This is a genomic window from Armatimonadia bacterium, from assembly GCA_039679385.1.
Lineage (GTDB): Bacteria > Armatimonadota > Zipacnadia > Zipacnadales > JABUFB01 > JAJFTQ01.
In genome coordinates this window covers 12,988-31,639 of sequence record JBDKVB010000147.1, presented here as the reverse complement: position 1 = coordinate 31,639, position 18,652 = coordinate 12,988, and the positions used below count along the sequence as shown (strand labels likewise).

Here is an 18,652-nt window from a genome sequence, read left to right as displayed (position 1 = left end):
TCGACCGACCGGGCGTTCGCGCCTTCCCCTGGAGCGCTTGTGCGCGCGAGGCGGATGATACCGCGATGGGAAGCCCGAGTCAAACTGCCCGACAGCTTCTGCCGGTCGCGGGCCAGCCCCTCCAAGGCAGGTGCCGGACCCACGACTGCCGAAGCTGCGAGGGTCACGACCGCAGCCCTTGGAGGTGCATCCTCATGCTGTACAGACTGCTCCTCGTCGCTTGCCTTGCACTCACTACCTCGCTCACCTTCGCTGTGCCTTCTCTCGTCACGCCCGTAACTGAGGGCGTCTATGAGGTTCATGATGACGCCGGCACCTGGGGTGGCATGACCAACGGCATCACCCATATGAACCGGGGCGAGTACCAGGCCAGGAAAGTCCTCGACACCGGTGCGGTGCCGGAGACGGTTTGGGGCAGCGTCGTGCAGCTGCGTCTCGCGGTGTACTTCATGGTGCGCGACTACTCCTGGCACGATCTTCCAGCCGCCAACGGCCTCGACGAGAGCTACCAGATCGTGGTCAACGGGAAGGTCCATGAGTTCCCGACCAGCGGCGGCGCGCCGGTCTTCCTCGAGAACAAGCCGCCCAGCATCGGCTGGTTCGACTTCGCCCTTCCGCGCGAGGAGTTCGTCCACGGGGCCAACGAGATCCTGGTGCGCAAGTCGCCGGACTCCAAGGGCGACGACTACCTGTACCTCGGAATCGACAACACCGAGAAGCGCGGCAACAGCAGCGTCACCTTCGACAGCAAGACGTGGACGCAGGATCGCCTCACGATCCCCGGCGGCAACGGCGAGTACATGATCCGCCTCTACCTGCTGACCAAGCCGACGCAGTTCGAAGTGAAGTGGCAGCCGGGCGCGGCGATCACGGACTCCACCGGCCTGATCGTCTATGCCGGAGCACGCGGGGCCAAGGTGGATGCCGAAGGCCTGAAGCTCGCGCCGGGGCAGGTGGTGCGAGTCGAGTGGCGACCCGAGGCGCTGGATCAGTTGGAGCCGCTAAGGGCCTCGATCACCGGCAGCGGTGCGCTGACGATGCAGTGGATGGCTGCCGACGGTGCAGCGGCGAAGGGGATGGCGCCGGCGACGGGAGCACCGATGGACTTGCCTGCCGGACGGAGTCTGCAGCCCGCAGGTCTTCTCATCACCGCCACCGGAGGTCCGGCAACTCTCCAAAGCGTGACCCTGCGAGGCAGCCGCTCGTACCATCCCCAGCCGAAGCCAATCAACCTGACGCCTGCGGTGAAGAGCGTGACTGTGCCGACCGCGCTGACGCCCGCGTGTCAGGTCGGCGAGAAGGAAGTCACACTCAGTGGCGGTTACCTCAAAGCGACCTTCCAGCGCGGCGAGCACCTGCAACTGGCTTCTCTCTACAACACGGTCACGAAGACCGAGATGGTCCGCGATGCCTCGGCGAGTGCCTTGTTCCTGGTCGAGGTGGGGGACAAGCGCTACTCGGGCAGCCGCGACTTCAAGCTCATCAGCCTGACCGCGAAGGGCACCGGCTTCTCGGCGCAGATGGACCTGACTGACGCCGCCGTGACTCTGCGCGGCCTTCTGGAGGCCTCGGTCGATGCCTCCGGTCTGCGGCTCAGCTTCCGCCTCACCAATGTCGGGCCGCAGTCGGTCGACTTCAAGCTGGCCTTCCCGCACCTGGCCGGGCTGGCCGTCTCACCCCAGGCCGAGGACGACTACTACTTCTACCCCTGGGGCGGCGGGATCATCGCCGACACTCCCTCCAGCCTCCGTCGCGGCTACGGCGATCACGAGGCGCTGTACCAGGTGATGGACCTGTACAGCCCGCAACTCGGAGGCGGCCTGTCCGTGCGCGCCGATGATGCCGAGGGGTGGCACAAGGTGCTTGCCTTGCGCAAGTACGTCGCCGGAGAAACAGAAGTGGGGCAGGAGATCCTGTCGATGCGGGTCAAGTCCGAGTACCAGTGGAAGCCCGGACCGCTGGAGGCCGTCGAGGGTACTTCCTTCGCCTATGAGTACCTGCGCCGGACCCGACCAGCGGGCGGATCCTTCAGTCCGGCTCCGGCGGTGCTCACAGCCCATGCCGGTGACTGGCACACGGCGATGGCCGACTATGCCCGATGGGCGCACTCGGTCTGGGCCTTCCGCCCGTACCCCTCGCGGCTGAAGAGCATCCACAACATGATCGCCGCCGGTTGGGGCACCAGCTTCCTGTTCAAGGACGGTAAGTACCGCACCGATTTCATCCAACCGAACACTGACTGCACCGAGCTGATGAGTTGGTGGGACTGGTCCCCGCTGGGGCCCTTCGGCACGCCCTTCGAGGAGCTCGACAAGGTCCTCACCCCGGCGCAGATCAAGCAGTGGAGCGGCTACTTCGTCACCGACCCCGTCACCGGCAAGAGGATGTGGAACGACCAGCCGGGAGACTACGACGGCTACAACGAGCGCTTCGGTGGACTGCCCGCCTTCCAGCAGGCGGTCAAGACCTATCAGGGCATGGGCGCTCTGACAACCCTCTACACCGACCCCTTCCGCGTCGACTTCACCTCCAAGACCGGCCTCGCTCACGGCAGGGAGTGGGGAGTGATCGACGAGACGGACAAGCTCAGCACCGCCTACGAAGTCTACAATCCCTGCCATGATCTCCCCGAGGTGCGCGAGTGGGTTGCGACCGCAATGGGCCGAGTCATGCGGGAGACCGGAGCCGACGGTATCCGACTGGATGAGTACGGTCATCGCGGCTGGGCCTGCTACAGTCCGACTCACCACCACACCTTCGCCGAGCCGGGAATCACCCAGTGGCAGAAGGCGGTCGCCGAGACCACAAAGATGGTTCACGCCGAGATGGACAAGGTCAGGCCGGGGCTGGTGCTGACCACGGAGCACCCGGGCTACGACTACTTGATGCAGTACCTCGAGGGCTGCATCACCTATGACATGACGGTGCAGAAGTCGCCGCTGCGGCCGCTGGAGTGCAACCTGCAGCGCTTCTACTTCCCCGAGTGCAAGGCCTACGAGCTCGACCACCAGGGCGCCGACCCGCTGAGCCGGAAGAAGTTCTGGAATGCTGTCGAGTCCTTCGGCCGCTACTTCCCGGCCAACATGTACGTGACCCTCAAGGAGAACGAGGACGTCTACCAGGGCCGGGACAGCTACCCTCTCCTGCCGACGCTGCAGCCCTACCTGTACTGCAACCGCTTTGCTGGAGCGGGCAAGACGCTGTACCACCTGTACAACGCTTTCGGGCATACCTTCGAGGGGCCGGCGTTGGCCCTCGCTGTGGGCGCTGACCGGCACGTGGTGGAACTGCTCCGGTGCGAGGAGCTGCCCGTCGTCGAAGGGCGAGTGTCGCTGTACCTGGAGAGGGACGACGTGGCCTGCCTTGCGGTGCTTCCGCGACTGATCCTGGCGACGAAGGAGGGCGACAAACTGCAGGTGACGCTAACCAGAGTGCAGGCCGGCGACCGGTTGATCCTCGCCGACGCCAAGGGCAAGGAGCTGCTAACCCAGGAGGCCAGGCCCGGACTGCACACCCTCGACCTCACCCAGGCGCCGACTCTGGCTTGTGTGAAGCTCCTGCGTGGCGGGCAACTGCTGGACCTGGTCCCGGCGCCGAAGTAGGGGCTGCCCGGGGGGTAGCGTTGTTCGCAGCACAAAAAGGCCCCGCAGGCAACCCCTCTTGCGAAGGGTGATCCTGCGGGGCTTGTCTTGTGTGCTTCGTCGCTGCGTCATGACCCGTCAGACAGAACGCCCTACCGGTTGGGATAGGGAACAGTGCCGTCGCTGGCAGGTGGGTTGTCGTCCCAGGCAATGTTCCACGGCGGGACGCGGTTCTTGCCGTTGCGCTTGAGGAAGGTCATCAGGCCCAGCCACTTCACGTGTCCGTCGGTGAAGCCGACGTTCACACCCATGTTGTGGCGGTTCGGACCCTCGGCCTGGGAGTCCCAATCGAGGTCAAGCTCCTCCATGAGACCGGCCCAGTCATTGGTGCCGACGCGAACGGAGGTGTCGCCGCTATCGAAGATCATGTAGGTCTCTGCCGGATACGGCAGGCTGTAGAGGTTCGTGCTGCTCCCCTCGAGACCGTCGTAGTTGTAGCCGTAGTTGCCGTCGTAAGAGGTGGCCCACTGCATCGGGGTTGTGAAGGCGCACTCATCGGGGCTGGTCGGGCAGTCGTAGACAGCGGCGTTCTTCACGTAGGGCATCGCCTTGAACCAGAAGCATCGGCCGGCGTACTCGGGGTCCACCTGGGAAGCGTTGTACGAGTACAGCTTCCCATCGTAGTCGTTGGCGTACATCAGGAAGCCCATGCATAACTGCTTGATGTTGGACGTGCAGGCGGTTGCCCTGGCCTTCTCCCGTGCCCTCGCAAAGACGGGAAACAGGATTGCGGCCAGGATGGCGATGATGGCAATCACGACAAGCAGCTCGATCAACGTAAACCCTTTGCGCATCGCTATCACCTTCTGCTTTCATCGTCTGGACGACGGGTGTTAGGAACAACGTCAACTCCCTTCAACGCGTATCACCATACTCCTTCCGATTTCTTAACATTTTCCCTGCGGCCGTCGAGGGCCTCGGCGAAAGCTTGCCGAGCCGCCGGGCCCTTGCAGCTACGGCACGCGTCACTGTCGGCATGAGTCTACCGATGCCCTCTTGGCTCCTGGTTATGCGGGGGCTAGCAGGAAGTTAAGCCCCCCTGACGCGAGGAGGCAGCGACCGCCCCGAAGGTCGCGGCCTTCTGAACCGCGAAACAACGCCCCTGCGTGTCGTGCCATTCGCCTCCCTCTTGCCAAGGAGCGTCGCATGTACCCCTTCAAGCCCTTGGGCGTCTACGCCCTCGATCGTGCCCTGGATCATCCCGCCGGTTCCGCCCGCCTTTGGCGGATGCTCGAAGCGCTGAACATCCCGCGCGACCAACTGAAGATCATCACCGACGAGAACCTGCCCGAGGTCGTGGCCGAGTTGCAGTCCTTGTGGCCGCCCGCCGAAGCGCCGGAGGGGATCCCGATCCACTGGACCCGTCCCTTCATCTTCACTCTCCAGCGCCTCCAGGAGGAGCCCATCGACCTCGACGCCTTGCTGGCGCGTTGCCCGGAGGGAACCCCACGTCACTGGGTCGATGACATCTACGGAGGCTTCCGCACCAAGTGGCGGCGCAAGCGCCAGTTCGACGAGGAGTCCAACCTCGTCTGCTGGACCGCCTGGGAGTTTGGGACGCAGTCCGGTTGCCCACACGGCTGCCAGTACTGCAATCGCGGCAAGAACGGCAAGTACATCGCGATGGGGCTCAACGTGGAGGATTACGTGGACCAGGTGGTCGAGCCCGTGATGCGCGAGAACCCCTGGCAGAAGTGCTTCCGCATGATCGCCTGGGACGCAGACCACATCGCCTTCGAGCCCGAGTATGGGATCTTCGACCTGGTGAGCCGCAAGTGCGCGGAATTGGGCGACCGCTACATCTACTTCCACACCAAGTCGGCCAACGTGGAGTGGCTCGCGGACATCGAGCCGAAGTACCGCAAGCACATCGCAGGAGTCTGGAGCACGACCGGTGCAGCAACGGCCCGCACCCAGGAGCCGGGAGCTGCGACTGCCGAGGAGCGCATCGAGGCCGCCCGGCGCTGTCAGGAGATGGGCGTGTCGGTGCGGTTCAAGTTCAAGCCCATCGTGCCGACGCGGAACTGGCGCGAGGACTACGCCGCGACGATCAAGCAGATGCTGGAGAAGGTGCGGCCGGAGTCAATCGGCATGACGGTTGTGATGTGGATGGACGCTCCATCGCTGCGCGACCGGCTGGCGATGGACGAGCTTGATCCTGAGTTCGTCGATGCGCTGAACGCCTCGGAGGAGGAAATGCGCGGAGTGCGGAGCGGTCCCTTCCCGCCGTCGGTGCGGAAGGAGATCTACCGCTTCCTGATCCGGGAGATCCGACGCTGGGACAAGGACGTGCTCTTGTACATCAGCACGGAGACACCCCAGATGTGGGAGGAGTTGGGTGAGGAACTGGGTCAGGACCCGCGGGCCTTCGTCTGCGGCTGCGGACCGGTAGCACTCCCTGGTGGCAAGCTGGGCCTGTCGGGCGACTTCAAGCACTCAACCTGCGTCCACCACGGCTTCCCGGACGAATAGGGGAGAGGCGTCTTCGACAGCCGCTCATAGAGAACCCCAAACCGCCCAGAGGCCTTGGCCTCTGGGCGGTTTTGATGTCTGTCTGGTCTACCCGAGCGCAGTCCTGATGGGCAGACGACCGCAGTCGGCTCGGTCAAGTCAACTGGCCGAGACCTCCGCTGTAAGCTCCGCCAGCACGCCCTTGACCAGCTCCTTGTGGGTGTCGTCTATGCAGTAGTTGTCCTTCAGCCACTCCTCAGGCTTCTGGTACCGGATCACCTGCCGCAAGTAGGCGCGCGTTGGCATCCCCAGCTCGCGAGAGATGGTGCTGAGCACGTGACCCGCCTGGGTCTCGCTCTCCGCCTCTTCCTGCGCGATGAGCCGTTGCTTGATCTCTTCCCTGCTCACAGGCTGGTGGTCAAGGCAGAGAGGAAGCAGAACGGTACGGATACGGCGCGGCGTTGGCCTATCCTCGCGAAGGTAGGCGGTCAGCTGCTCTCTGAGCTCTTCGTCCTCAAAGGTCCCTGGCGTGTCGTCCATCTGGAAGCCGCGTCGCTGCTTCGCGGCTTGCCGCTCGACCTCCTCGGGGATGACCATCGTACGTGCGACGAGTTCCTCGCCGCTCTCGGTGCGGATGTACCGCAGCAGCAGCGCATTCACCGGCATCTGGTAGGTCCCAGACAGCCACTCAATCATCCGCTGCAGTGACTCCTCGATGGCCGTCCCAACAAGGAGCACTCTTTGGCTCCGATTGAGCAACAGGGCATCGAGTGCAACCTCGTCAGGGAGGTTCTCAAGCAGGTAGTCGTCCAGCGGCTGTTGGCGGAACTTCAGGCACTCTTCACCCAATCGGGCCACATCCCATGCCGCGACGTCAGAGGCGTAGTCGATCGCTTGAGCCACAGCTTCTCGCGGGATCATGTCTCGCTTCAGCTCTACGATGACGGTATTCCCCGCAAAGTCGATGCCTAGCAGATCGAGCGGCCCCGAGCGGGTCTGTATCTGTGACCCGATGATGACGATGTCGTCACCCAGAATGGCTGGCTCGCTCAGTATCCACTCCTCGAGGTCCACGGTCTCCTTGCGACCGGCAGCGGCCATCGTCTGCTCCAGCGGCACCAGGGCCTTGTCTCGCACCTGCCAGACCTTGATTTCGGTTCCCATCGCGACCCTCCAGTTGGCGGCCCTTGGGGGGCAGAGGCGTTCGATGGGAATGCCAGAACACCGAGTTCCCATCGAGGCGCAAGAGGGCGTCCGGGCGCCGCGCCGTGTACGTATCTGATAATCGACAACTCATTCCTTCTCCTTAGCCCAAACATTACCTCCGTCTACATATGCGTCCTGACTTTCCGCGCCTTGGCGGTCTGCCCAGTGCAGGGCCGCAGAACCCACAAACGGCCCAGAGGCGTTGACCTCTGGGCCGTTTCGATGTCTCTCTGGTGCCGGAGGGGGGACTCGAACCCCCACGCCCCAAGGGACCTGGGATTTTAAGTCCCATGCGTCTGCCTGTTCCGCCACTCCGGCAAAGCAACCTGTTCCCTGCGACCGGGAGAGCAGCCCGTTCCGTGCGACCGGGAGAGCAGCGCGCGGTGGGCGATCGGCACAGCCCACTTCGCACATCAGTGTATCACAAGGTCCAGCGTCCACGTACGCAAAAGGGGCCGGCCCTGGTGGGTCGGCCCCTTCTTGTTTACCATCTACTAACCGCTGGTAGTCGTCGTGGCCGCGGGTGTCGCGGTCTCCGGAGCCTTCGCCGGGGCCGGATGGAGGACTTCGTACAGCAGCCTCGTCCAGCGCTGCACCTCGGTGGCCGGCATGTTGCTCGTCAGCGTGATGATGAACCCGCCCTCACGCCAGGCGGCGATGCGGACCTTGTCCTTCTCGCTGTCCAGCAGCTTCGCGCGCACCTTGCTCACGACCTCGAAGGGCTGCGCCGACTCCATCCGCACCACGGCGGCGGGAAGCTGAGTCTCGATGCCGGGTGTTGCGGCCAGGCTGTCGAGGAAGGCGTTGGCCTCGGCCTCATTGCGCCACCACATCACGCCGAGATCGAGGGTGCCGGGGGCGGCTGCACTGACACGCAGTGCCTTGCCCATCGGTGCGGCTTCGGGGGTCTTCACTCCCGGCCACAGCTCGGCGATGGTGCCGGTCTTGGGCTGCTCGTCGGAAGTGACCAGACCGCACAGGCCGTAGAAGTTCGTGATGGAGGCGCGGATCATCTCTTCGGTCAGTGGTGGCGCCGGTGCGGGGCCCTCAACGACCGGCAGCGAGATCCCGTACCAGGCCTTCCAGACCTTGTCCGAGTTGCCGACCTTGAACTCCACGTCGAGCTGGACGTCATAGGTGCCGGCGCCCTTGTAAGGGTGCTCGCCGGTGACCAGGGATTCGTGATGACGGACGGTCTCGTCGCCGTAGTCCCAGGTGGAGCTGACGATGGTCGCCGGGTCGCCGCTGAGAGTCTTGACCTCAGGGACGAAGGAGTAGTACAGCAGAGGCAGGGCCTCGCGGCGCTGCTGCTCCTTGAAGGTCACCCAGCCGATGGTCTCGTTGATGACGGCGCCGGTCTTGTTGTCGAGGTCGTAGAGGTAGTCGAAGCGACCGTCGCCGTTGGTGCTGACACCCATGCAGTCCCAGACGCCGTTCTCGTCGCTGTCGGCGAGGAAGGTGTGGGCCTTGTTGTCGTGCTCGGAGTCATAGATCATCTGGTTCCACTTGTTCTCGGCGTACTGGCCACGAACAATCATGTCGATCTGGCCATCGCCCTTCTTGGAGAACCCGTAGACCCAGTTCTTCTTGTCCTGACTCTTCTCGTGGACGACGACTACATCGGGGACCATCCCGTTGGCTCCGGGCTTGAGGCGAAGGTCCACCAGGGTGCCGTCCTGGTTGTTGCGGAAGATGCGGTAATCATTGACGCCGTCGTGGTCGGTGTCTTCTTCGTAGATGAGCGAGGAGTTCTTCTCGTAGATCTTCTGGTTGAAGTAGGTCCACAGCCCAGGGGACGGGAGCATGTCGGGCGAGCAGGCCTGAACCGCACAGGGCAGGGCGAAAGCGGCGGCGAGCGCCAGGCTCCAGACGCGCCAGCGTGCTGCGATGGGAAGGTGCCACCTGTTGCTGGCCAGCATGGTCATTACCCCTCCGTACAAGTATTCCGTCGGCGGCCGTGGGTCCTTCGGCTTCGTTGGCGCCGACTTCGAGTGTGATCCATGGGATGGTTCAGGTGCGACTTGTGTGTGGGACTGGACAGGGCGCCTGGGGACCCCATGCTCCGCCGGAGGCGAGAACCACTAATGGAGGCCGCGTCGTGACGCTGCCCCTTTGCCCCGGTCCCGCCGGGGCGGGGCTCAGATGGGATCACTCTGGGACTGTCGGGGCTGAGGGCCCCGCCAGGAAGGGTTCACTGTGCCCGCCCACTACACCTTTTGACAACCCCGGCCGTTCATAACCTCAGGACAAAAAGAAATGGAGGCGGCAAGGGGAATCGAACCCCTGAATAGCGGTTTTGCAGACCGCCGCCTTACCACTTGGCTATGCCGCCCCGGAAGGGAGATCCGACGCCTGAAGGTCGAGCGTCGGCACATATTATAAGGCGGGCCGAGATTGCCCGGCCCGCCTCTATCAATCATTTGGAGCGGGAAACGAGACTCGAACTCGCGACCTTCTCCTTGGCAAGGAGGCGCTCTACCAGCTGAGCTATTCCCGCTCGTTGTGTGGGCAGTCCACTGCGACGGACGCCGCGATTATAGCATCAAACCCAGAGGACCACAATACCCCTTGACCCCTTGGGCCAGAGGATCTCTGGACTGTTGACTGCATGGAGCGGGAAACGGGATTCGAACCCGCGACCCTTAGCTTGGGAAGCTAATGCTCTACCAGCTGAGCTATTCCCGCTTGCCGCACCGGCGCGTAATCCGGCTCCGGTGTCAGGCGAAACGGCAGGCGGCCTGCCGCGCGCTGTTGAGTGGTGGGCGGTGCGGGACTTGAACCTGCGACTTCTACCGTGTGAAGGTAGCGCTCTGCCAGCTGAGCTAACCGCCCCACTGCAGTTTATCAAAGGATCGCATATTGGTGCCGAGGGCGGGATTTGAACCCGCACACCCGTGATGGGCACTAGCCCCTCAAGCTAGCGTGTCTGCCAATTCCACCACCTCGGCGGTGACCGACATTATAGAGAACACGCCGAAGGCCCGTCAAGGCCTTTTGTGCTTTGGTCGTGGTACAATGGCGAAGGCACGTACTCCTCTCACACCTGCGAGGCCCGCTCATGAACCCCTTCGAGATGACCCGCGCACTGCTTGCCGGACAGCCCCTCGACCGACTCCTGGCCATGCCCATCCTTATGATGTACTCCGCCGAGATGGAGCGGGAGAGCTATGCCGATTACGTAAGGGACTTCCGCGTACTCGTGCGCTGCCAGCTCCGCCTCGTCGAGGAGTTCGGCATCGACTGTGTCTCGTGCTGCTCCGATCCCGTGCGCGAGACGGCCGACTGCGGAGCCGAACTCGAGTACTACGACAACGCGCCGCCGCGAGCCCGCAAGCTGGTTCTCGCAGACAGGTCCGCACTGGGTGGCCTGCAGAGGCCCGATCCACTGGGCGGCGGACGAATGACCGACCGGGTGAAGGCCTGTGCACTGTTCCGCGAGCAGGTGGGAGGAGAAGTACCGATTCTTGGCTGGGTCGAGGGACCGATGGCCGAAGCCGTCGACCTGCGCGGGATGTCGCAGCTCATGATGGACCTATATGATGACCCCGCCTGGGTGGAGGAGGTCTTCGACTGGGTCACCGAGATGGAGATCGCCTTCGCCCGGGCGCAAATCGAGGCCGGGGCCGACTTCATTGGTGTGGGCGATGCGGCTGCCTCGCTGGTCTCCGCCAAGATCTACCGTAGCCTGATCCTGCCTCGCGAGCAGCGAATCGTGGCCGCGATTCGCGAAGCCGGGGCCTTCACGCGGCTGCATATCTGTGGCAACACGACCCACCTACTGCCTTATCTGGCTGAGGCCGGCGCTGAGATCGTGGAGCTGGATCACCCCTGCGACATCACCCATGCCCGGGAGCTGCTCGGCCCGCGGACGATCCTGATGGGCAACTTCCACCCGGTGAGCGAGCTGTACAGCGCCACGCCGGAAGTGGTTCGTCGGGCCTGCGAGCGCAGTCACCGGGTTTTGGGCGACCCCTACATCCTGGCAGCGGGATGCGAGGTGCCGCCGGGAACCCCGCGGGCGAACCTTGAGGCGATGTTTGGGATGAGGTCGGGCGGGTAAGCGGGAGGCTGGTGGACGAGTTCCGGCTTATCTTGTAAAGCACCTTGACAGTAATGCACTCAACCCTTATAATGCCAGTCAGTAAGGCGGGGTGGACCTGTCCGCCATTGACCTCTAAGTCGGCTTTCGGCCGGTTCTGGGCGAAGCCGCGGCGTGCTGAAAGGTGTGACGTGCCATGGCAAAAGCAGTGGGAATCGACCTCGGAACCACGAACTCGTGCGTTGCCGTCGTTGAGGCCGGCGAGCCAACCGTCATTGTGAATGCAGACGGAGCTCGGACGACCCCTTCGGTTGTGGGTTTCTCGAAGACAGGGGAGCGCCTCGTTGGGCAGAGCGCCAAGCGTCAGGCAGTCCTGAACCCGGAGCGCACTGTCGCTTCGATCAAGCGGAAGATGGGGACCCGTGACCGCGCGACGATCGACGGCAAGGAGTACTCGCCGGAGCAGATCTCGGCCATGATCCTGAGCAAGCTCAAGGCCGATGCAGAGGCCTATCTGGGCGAGCCGGTGACCCAGGCGGTCGTGACCGTCCCGGCGTACTTCGATGACACGCAGCGTACCGCTACGAAGCAGGCCGGCGAGATCGCGGGCCTTGAGGTCTTGCGAATCATCAACGAGCCGACGGCAGCAGCGCTGGCCTACGGCTGGAAGGCCGACAAGAAGGAAGCCACCATCATGGTCTACGACCTCGGTGGCGGCACCTTTGACGTATCGATCCTGGAAGTGGAGATTGGCACCGAGGAGCGCGACGCCTACCAGGTCCTGGCGACCTCCGGCGACACCCGCCTCGGTGGCGACGACTTCGACCAGCGCATCGTGAACTACCTGGCAGACGAGTTCCAGAAGGAGAACGGTGTCGACCTGCGCAAGGACCGTCAGGCTCATCAGCGCCTCCAGGAGGCCGCGGAGAAGGCCAAGTGCGAGCTCTCGACGCAGGTCACGACCTCCATCAGCCTGCCCTTCATCACCTCGGTAGAGGGCGAGGGGCCCAAGCATTTAGAGATGACCCTTACCCGGGCCAAGCTCGAGGAGCTCATCAGCGACCTGATTGAGAAGACGAGGGTCGCGGTTGAGGACGCGATGAAGGCCGCCAGCCTCAAGTACGGCGACGTGGATGAGGTGATCCTGGTCGGTGGATCGACCCGTATCCCGAAGGTGCAGGATCTGGTCAAGAGCCTTACCGGCAAGGACCCCAAGAAGGGCATCAACCCGGACGAAGTGGTCGCCGTTGGTGCGGCGATCCAGGGCGCAGTCCTCGCCGGCGACCAGGTGCAAGACATCGTTCTGATGGACGTCACGCCGCTGACGCTGGGCGTCGAGACCCTGGGCGACGTGATGGACGTCGTCATCAAGCGCAACACGAACATCCCGACCCGTGAGAGCCGGATCTACAGCACGGCCTCGGACATGCAGACGACGGTGGAAGTGCACGTGCTGCAGGGCGAGCGCCCGCGGGCCAGTCAGAATAAGTCGCTGGGCCGGTTCCATCTGACCGGTATCCCGCCGGCTCCGCGTGGTCTGCCGCAGATTGAGGTGACCTTCGACCTCGACGCCAACGGGATTCTGAACGTATCGGCAGTCGACAAGGCCACGAGTAAGCAGCAGTCCATCACGATCACCGGCTCCGGCCAGCTCACCGACAACGACGTGCAGCGGATGGTCCAGGAGGCTGACGCGCACAGGTCGGAGGACGACCGCTTCAAGGAGCTCGCAGAGGCACGCAACCACGGCGACCAGGTCGCCTACCAGCTGGAGAAGACGCTGAACGAACTGGGCGACAAGGTGGCTGCGGAGGAGAAGACGGCCATCCAGGGCAAGATCGAGGCCCTGCGCGAGGCGACCAAGGGCGATGACGCTGCCGCAATCCGAGCAGCCATTGATGCCGCGAACCAGGAGTTCTCCCGGGTCTCGCAGCGGATGTATGAGGCAGCCGGAGCAGGGGCCGGTCAGCCGCAGGAGCAAGCCGCCGAGGGTACCACAGGTGGCCCCGTCGGTGGCGGCGCCGCTGGAGGAGCTGCCGGTGGCGACGACGTGATCGAGGGTGAGTTCGAGGCGGAAGACAAGTAACCTGAAGGGGGCCGGTGAGATCGCCGGCCCCCTCTCGCAAAAGACCCTCATACGAGGGCGGCAGCGACAGACCTGGTACCGCGAGCACGGCGAGGCTGACTGAGGATGGTAGGCAATCTGAAGGATCCAATTCAGGAAGTGAACCGACTGCGGGCGCGCCTGCATGCCCTCCTGGACGCGACCTACCCGGAGCCACGTCCAGCTTCGGCTCTCAATCGGCTCTGGACACCGGCGGCGGACATCCTCGCTACCGGGCGGGACGTGACGGTGCAGTTGGAAGTGTGCGGAGTGCCCCGAGAGGCGATCGAGGTAACGCTGGAAGGCACGGTGCTCACGGTGAGTGGCCGGCGCGAACGGGAGAGCAGCCAACGGGCTGAGGAGTTCTTCCAGGCTGAACGGCCCTTCGGCGACTTCCTGCGATCCTTCAGCCTTCCCTTCGAGCCCCGGGAGGTTCAGGCACAACTGCAGGAGGGCGTGCTCACGATCGTGCTGCAGCGCTGATTGCGAGGAACTGCACCAGCGGCTCCAGAGACGAAGGCAAGGAACGACCGGCTATGCGGATGAGGACTCTTCTCGAGCTCCAGGACGAATTCGACCGCGCCTTTCGCGAGGCCAGGGCCTGGCGTGAAGCTCCGGCAACTACCCCGAGCTTCGACCCGCCCACGGATATCTCGCGCACGGCCGACTCATACCTGATCCGGTTGGATCTGCCGGGGGTCTCCCGGGAGGGGTTGCGGGTCTATGCCGAGCACGGGGCACTTCACCTTGCGGGCCGCAAGACGCTTCCGGATCGCGAGAGTGGACAGGTGCTGCGAGGTGAGCGGCAGTCCGGTCCCTTCACACGGACGGTAGCACTGCCCTCGGATGCCGACGTCGGCACCGTGACCGCGAGGCTGCGGGACGGGGTCTTGACGGTGCAGGTGGGACGCGTGGCCCCCCAGGCCTCGGGACCGGTGGAAGTGCCGGTTGAGGCCTGAAGCGAGCACCTCCGCCAGGCCGCAGAGAGAGCTTCGATCAGGACAGGCTGAGCAGGGAGAGCTGTGCGAGGGCAAAGACGCAGGGGACCCTTCGCGGAGCAAGTTTCCAGTGCACACGACAGGTGAATCAGGCTCGACCCTATGGATAACGCAACGGATTTCTACGAACTTCTCGGTGTCAGCAGGGGCGCCTCCGCGGACGAGATCAAGAAGGCGTACCGGAAGGCTGCCCGCAAGTACCACCCGGATGTCAACCCGGGGGACAAGGCCTCGGAGGAGCGCTACAAGCGCATCAGCCAGGCCTACGAAGTGCTCAGCGACCCTGAGAAGCGCTCGAAGTATGACCAGTACGGGCAGGCCTGGCAGCAGGCTCAGCAGAGCGGAAGCTGGCAGGGCGGCGACTTCGGAGACTTCGTCTACACGAACTTCGGCGCCGGCAGCTTCGAGGACATTTTCGGGAGCCTGTTCGGTGACCTGCGGCGCGGCACCGGTCGACAGCGCACCCGGGTTGAACGTGGCCCGGAGCGCGGACAGACGATCTCGCACGAGTTGCCCATCAGCTTTGCCGATGCCGTGAGAGGCGGCGAGAAGGGGCTGACGCTGAGCATCGCCGACCGCTGTCCGGAGTGCGACGGCCTGGGCGGCAAGTCGCAGACCTGTCCCGCCTGTGGCGGCACCGGGCAGAGCATGCGTAGCACCGGCCTCTTCGGTTTCGGTGGCGCCTGCCCGCAGTGTCAGGGAGCAGGTCAGGTCATCACGGCGCAGTGCCCCAAGTGCCGTGGCGGCGGCGAGGTCCTCCGCGAGCGACGCCTCAAGGTGCGCATCCCCGCCGGTGTGAAGAGCGGCAGCAAGATACGACTCGCCGGTGAGGGCGCCCGGGGTGTACGTGGCGGAGCGGATGGCGACCTGATCCTGGTCATGAAGGTAGAAGACCACCCCTTCTTCAGGCGGGTGGGAGACGATATCGAAGTAGAGGTACCGATCAGCTTCACCGAAGCGGCACTCGGCGCACGGATCTCGGTTCCGACGGTGGAGGGGTCTGTAGCCTTGCGGATCCCGCCGGGCACCAAGAGCGGCCAGCGCTTCCGCCTCAAGGGTCAGGGCACTGTCCTGCCCGCAACGAAGAGCCGTTCCGATCAGTTCGTAACCGTTGCGATCCTTCCGCCGCGGCGGCTGAGCAAGGAGCAGCGAGAGCTGCTCGAGGAGCTGCAGCGGGTGACCGAAGAAGACCCACGAGCAGACTTGCCGCAGGGGCTGTAGTCGCGGCCTCGGCCCAAGCTGTGTGTGCAAGGCGATTCTCTGCTGGGGGCGTAGTCGAGGTGTACGATGCCAGAGCTATCTGACGAACCGGTGTATTACATCAGCGTCGCATCGCGATTGCTGCAATGCCATCCGCAAACGCTGCGGACCTATGAGCGTCTCGGGCTCCTGTCGCCCCGTCGGAGCGGGAGCAACGTGCGACTGTACTCGGAGCGTGACATCGAGCGCTCGCGACAGATTCAGCGGTTGACCCAGGAGATGGGTGTGAACCTGGCGGGCGTCGAAGTGGTCCTGAAGCTGCTGGACCAGATCGATGCAATGAACGCCGAGATCGAGCGTCTCCGCGAGTACATCGAGCACGGCCCCAAGAAGCTCCCGGCGGGCAACACCGTGCGCATTGAGATTCAGACGGAACGCTAGAGGACGCGCGAGGCTCGATGCGTGGAAGACCAGCCGTGCCAGGGTCGGGACTAGAGCCGTGGAGGTCCCAGGCCGGTCCGTCCGGGCTGGTGTGGGGCTGAAGGCGAGCAAGATGGGCGAGTGATAGGGCATGGATTTCGAACGCTTTACGAATGCATCCAAGGAGACAGTCGCAGCCAGTCAGCAGATTCTGCAGCGGTATCGGCACAACCAACTGGATACCGAGCACCTGCTCCTGGCCATGCTTGAGCAAGAAGGCGGTGTCGCCAACCGCATCCTGCAGTCCTGCGGCGCCGACGTCAAGAAGATCACGGCAGAGGTTGAGCGCAGCCTCGGTCGGCGGCCACAGGTTCAGGTCAGCGGGGACACGGCGCAGATCTACGTGACCCCGCAGATCAGCCGGGTGTTCGACAAGGCCTGGGAGATCGCCCAGCGCTTCGGCGACCAGTTCATCGCCACCGAGCATCTGCTGCTGGGGATCCTTGAGGACGGCCAGACCGACGCTGCCGGGATCCTCAACGGCGCCGGCGTCACCACGGAAGGAGCGCTCCGGGCGCTGCAAGGAATTCGTGGCAGCCACCAGGTCACCGACGCCGGCTCGGAGAGCAAGTACGAGGCGCTCAAGCGCTACTCGCGGGACCTCACCGAGCTTGCGAAAGAGGGCAAGCTGGACCCGGTCATCGGTCGTGAAGAGGAGATCAAGCGGGTCATCCAGGTTCTCTCGCGGCGCACCAAGAACAACCCGGTGCTGATTGGTGACCCGGGTGTGGGGAAGACGGCCATCGTCGAAGGACTGGCGCAGGCGATCGTGGCGGACCAGGTTCCCGACATGCTGCAGGGACGGCAGGTGCTGGCGCTGGACCTGGGCGGCATGGTCGCGGGAAGCAAATACCGAGGCGAGTTCGAGGAGCGGCTGAAGGGCGTCATCGACGAGATTCGAGCCGCCGAGGGCCAGATCATCGTGTTCATCGACGAGATCCATACGGTGGTTGGCGCAGGGGCTGCCGAGGGCGCCATGGACGCCTCGAACATGATGAAGCCCGCGCTGTCTCGGGGTGAGCTGCGCTGCATCGGCGCGACCACGCTCGACGAGTACCGCGAGAACATCGAGAAGGACCCGGCGCTGGAGCGGCGCTTCCAGCCCGTGTTTGTCGGCGAGCCCAGCGTGGAAGATACGGTGCGGATTCTGGAGGGCCTGCGGTCCCGCTACGAGGAGCATCACGGGGTCAAGATCTCCGACGATGCGCTGAAGGCGGCCGCCGAACTCTCGAACCGGTACATCCCGGATCGGCACCTGCCGGACAAGGCGATCGACCTCATCGACGAGGCCGCCAGCAAGCTGCGCATTGACACCTACAACCTGCCGCCTCGGCCGGAAGCACTTCGGCAGGAGATCAAGCAGCTCACCGACCAGGGCCAGGAGGCTGTGGATCGCCAGAACTACGCCGAGGCCGAGCGGATCAAGCAGCGCATCGACGAACTGGAGAAGAAGCTGCCGCTCGCCGAGGACAAATGGGCTGGTGTGGAGCAACTGGATGATACCGTGGATGGTGAGGATGTCGCGGCCATCGTGTCGCAGTGGACAGGTATTCCCGTGACGCGGATGTTTGAGCAGGAAGCCCAGAAGCTGCTGCAGATGGAGGACCGACTGCACGAGCGAGTGAAGGGTCAGGATGAGGCGGTGCAGGCCATCGCTGAGGCCATCCGTCGATCGCGTGCGGGGCTGAGTGACCCGCGGCGGCCCATCGGCTCCTTCATCTTCCTCGGGCCGACCGGTGTGGGGAAGACGGAGCTTGCCAAGGCGCTGGCCGAGTTCATGTTCGACGACGAAGACGCCATGGTTCGCATCGACATGTCCGAGTACATGGAGCGCCATGCGGTCTCGCGGCTGATCGGTGCGCCTCCGGGATATGTGGGGTATGAGGAGGGCGGTCAGCTCACCGAGGCGGTGCGACGGCGACCCTATCGGGTCATCCTGCTCGACGAGATCGAGAAGGCTCATCCCGACGTGTTCAACATCCTGCTGCAGGTGCTGGAGGACGGGCGGCTGACTGACAACACCGGGCGAGTGGTGAGCTTTGCCAACACCGTGCTCATCATGACCTCGAACGTCGGCAGCCAGTACATCCAACCGCCGAAGCCGGAGTGGACAGAGCAAGAGCGGCGCGACAACTACGAGGAGATGCGCGAGCAGGTCGTGGCCTCGCTGCGGGATGTGTTCCGGCCGGAGTTGCTGAATCGGATCGACGAGGTGATCGTGTTCCACGCGCTCACCGAGGCCGAGATTCGGCAGATCGTCGACCTGATGCTGAAGCGGGTGAACGAGGCGCTCAAGCAGCGCGGGATGTCGCTGAAGGCGACAGAGGCGGCGCGGAAGCTGCTGGCCCAGGAGGGCTATGACCCGATGTACGGCGCGCGCCCGCTACGAAGGGTCATCCAGAAGAAGGTGGAAAACCCCATTTCCAGCGCCATCCTGCGGGGCGAATTCGGCGACGGCGATATGGTGCAGGTGGATGCCGAGGGTGACCAGATCAAGCTACGGCTCGTGGTCGGCGAGAGCGGTTAGGCCGAG

12 protein-coding genes and 6 tRNA genes are annotated in these 18,652 nt (G+C 64.1%); 9 read left to right on the top strand and 9 right to left on the bottom strand.

The features are described 5' to 3' along the window. Nucleotides 1–194: 194 nt before the first annotated feature. The gene (locus ABFE16_16960) at nt 195–3,602 is read left to right on the top strand and encodes a hypothetical protein (protein MEN6346990.1); all 3,408 of its coding nucleotides are present in this window, start codon (nt 195–197) and stop codon (nt 3,600–3,602) included. 131 nt (nt 3,603–3,733) lie between these two features. On the opposite strand, the gene ABFE16_16955 is transcribed toward ABFE16_16960, so the two are convergent. Next, nucleotides 3,734–4,435: a prepilin-type N-terminal cleavage/methylation domain-containing protein gene (locus ABFE16_16955; GenBank protein ID MEN6346989.1), complete on the bottom strand. Its 702-nt coding sequence runs from the start codon at nt 4,433–4,435 to the stop codon at nt 3,734–3,736. Between the two features lie 352 nt (nt 4,436–4,787). On the opposite strand from ABFE16_16955, the gene ABFE16_16950 reads away from it, so the two are divergent. Continuing rightward, nucleotides 4,788–6,113: a radical SAM protein gene (locus ABFE16_16950; protein MEN6346988.1), complete on the top strand. Its 1,326-nt coding sequence runs from the start codon at nt 4,788–4,790 to the stop codon at nt 6,111–6,113. Nucleotides 6,114–6,251: 138 nt separating this feature from the next. Here the strand turns inward: ABFE16_16950 and ABFE16_16945 are convergent, their stop codons facing one another. From ABFE16_16945 to ABFE16_16910, 8 genes are all read right to left on the bottom strand, one after another. After that, nucleotides 6,252–7,256 (bottom strand): endonuclease NucS domain-containing protein, encoded by a 1,005-nt coding sequence (locus tag ABFE16_16945; protein MEN6346987.1) that lies wholly within the window; start codon nt 7,254–7,256, stop codon nt 6,252–6,254. Nucleotides 7,257–7,529: 273 nt separating this feature from the next. Beyond that, nucleotides 7,530–7,616, bottom strand: a tRNA-Leu gene (locus ABFE16_16940). Between the two features lie 176 nt (nt 7,617–7,792). After that, nucleotides 7,793–9,223: a hypothetical protein gene (locus tag ABFE16_16935; GenBank protein ID MEN6346986.1), complete on the bottom strand. Its 1,431-nt coding sequence runs from the start codon at nt 9,221–9,223 to the stop codon at nt 7,793–7,795. A 332-nt stretch (nt 9,224–9,555) separates the two neighbouring features. Beyond that, a tRNA-Cys gene (locus ABFE16_16930) sits at nt 9,556–9,630 on the bottom strand. 89 nt (nt 9,631–9,719) lie between these two features. Further along, a tRNA-Gly gene (locus tag ABFE16_16925) sits at nt 9,720–9,795 on the bottom strand. Between the two features lie 112 nt (nt 9,796–9,907). Beyond that, nucleotides 9,908–9,983: transfer RNA gene (locus ABFE16_16920), tRNA-Gly, on the bottom strand. 71 nt (nt 9,984–10,054) lie between these two features. Continuing rightward, nucleotides 10,055–10,130: transfer RNA gene (locus ABFE16_16915), tRNA-Val, on the bottom strand. A gap of 28 nt (nt 10,131–10,158) precedes the next feature. Then, nucleotides 10,159–10,246, bottom strand: a tRNA-Leu gene (locus ABFE16_16910). Nucleotides 10,247–10,356: 110 nt separating this feature from the next. Between ABFE16_16910 and ABFE16_16905 the strand changes: the two genes are divergently transcribed. The 7 genes from ABFE16_16905 (at nt 10,357) to ABFE16_16875 (ending at nt 18,646) form a co-directional block, all read left to right on the top strand. Next, nucleotides 10,357–11,358 carry a uroporphyrinogen decarboxylase family protein gene (locus tag ABFE16_16905; GenBank protein ID MEN6346985.1) on the top strand — a complete coding sequence of 334 codons (1,002 nt, stop codon included), beginning with the start codon at nt 10,357–10,359 and terminating at the stop codon, nt 11,356–11,358. A gap of 175 nt (nt 11,359–11,533) precedes the next feature. Continuing rightward, the gene (gene dnaK, locus ABFE16_16900; GenBank protein MEN6346984.1) at nt 11,534–13,423 is read left to right on the top strand and encodes a molecular chaperone DnaK; all 1,890 of its coding nucleotides are present in this window, start codon (nt 11,534–11,536) and stop codon (nt 13,421–13,423) included. 105 nt (nt 13,424–13,528) lie between these two features. Then, nucleotides 13,529–13,924 (top strand): Hsp20/alpha crystallin family protein, encoded by a 396-nt coding sequence (locus tag ABFE16_16895; protein MEN6346983.1) that lies wholly within the window; start codon nt 13,529–13,531, stop codon nt 13,922–13,924. Between the two features lie 53 nt (nt 13,925–13,977). Continuing rightward, the gene (locus tag ABFE16_16890) at nt 13,978–14,400 is read left to right on the top strand and encodes an Hsp20/alpha crystallin family protein (GenBank protein ID MEN6346982.1); all 423 of its coding nucleotides are present in this window, start codon (nt 13,978–13,980) and stop codon (nt 14,398–14,400) included. Between the two features lie 141 nt (nt 14,401–14,541). After that, entirely contained in the window at nt 14,542–15,660 is a 1,119-nt protein-coding gene (gene dnaJ / locus ABFE16_16885; protein ID MEN6346981.1) for a molecular chaperone DnaJ, read from the top strand. Between the two features lie 66 nt (nt 15,661–15,726). Continuing rightward, nucleotides 15,727–16,080, top strand: coding sequence for a helix-turn-helix transcriptional regulator (locus ABFE16_16880; GenBank protein MEN6346980.1), 354 nt, complete (start codon nt 15,727–15,729; stop codon nt 16,078–16,080). A 130-nt stretch (nt 16,081–16,210) separates the two neighbouring features. Continuing rightward, entirely contained in the window at nt 16,211–18,646 is a 2,436-nt protein-coding gene (locus ABFE16_16875; protein ID MEN6346979.1) for an AAA family ATPase, read from the top strand. The last annotated feature ends 6 nt before the right edge of the window (nt 18,647–18,652 follow it).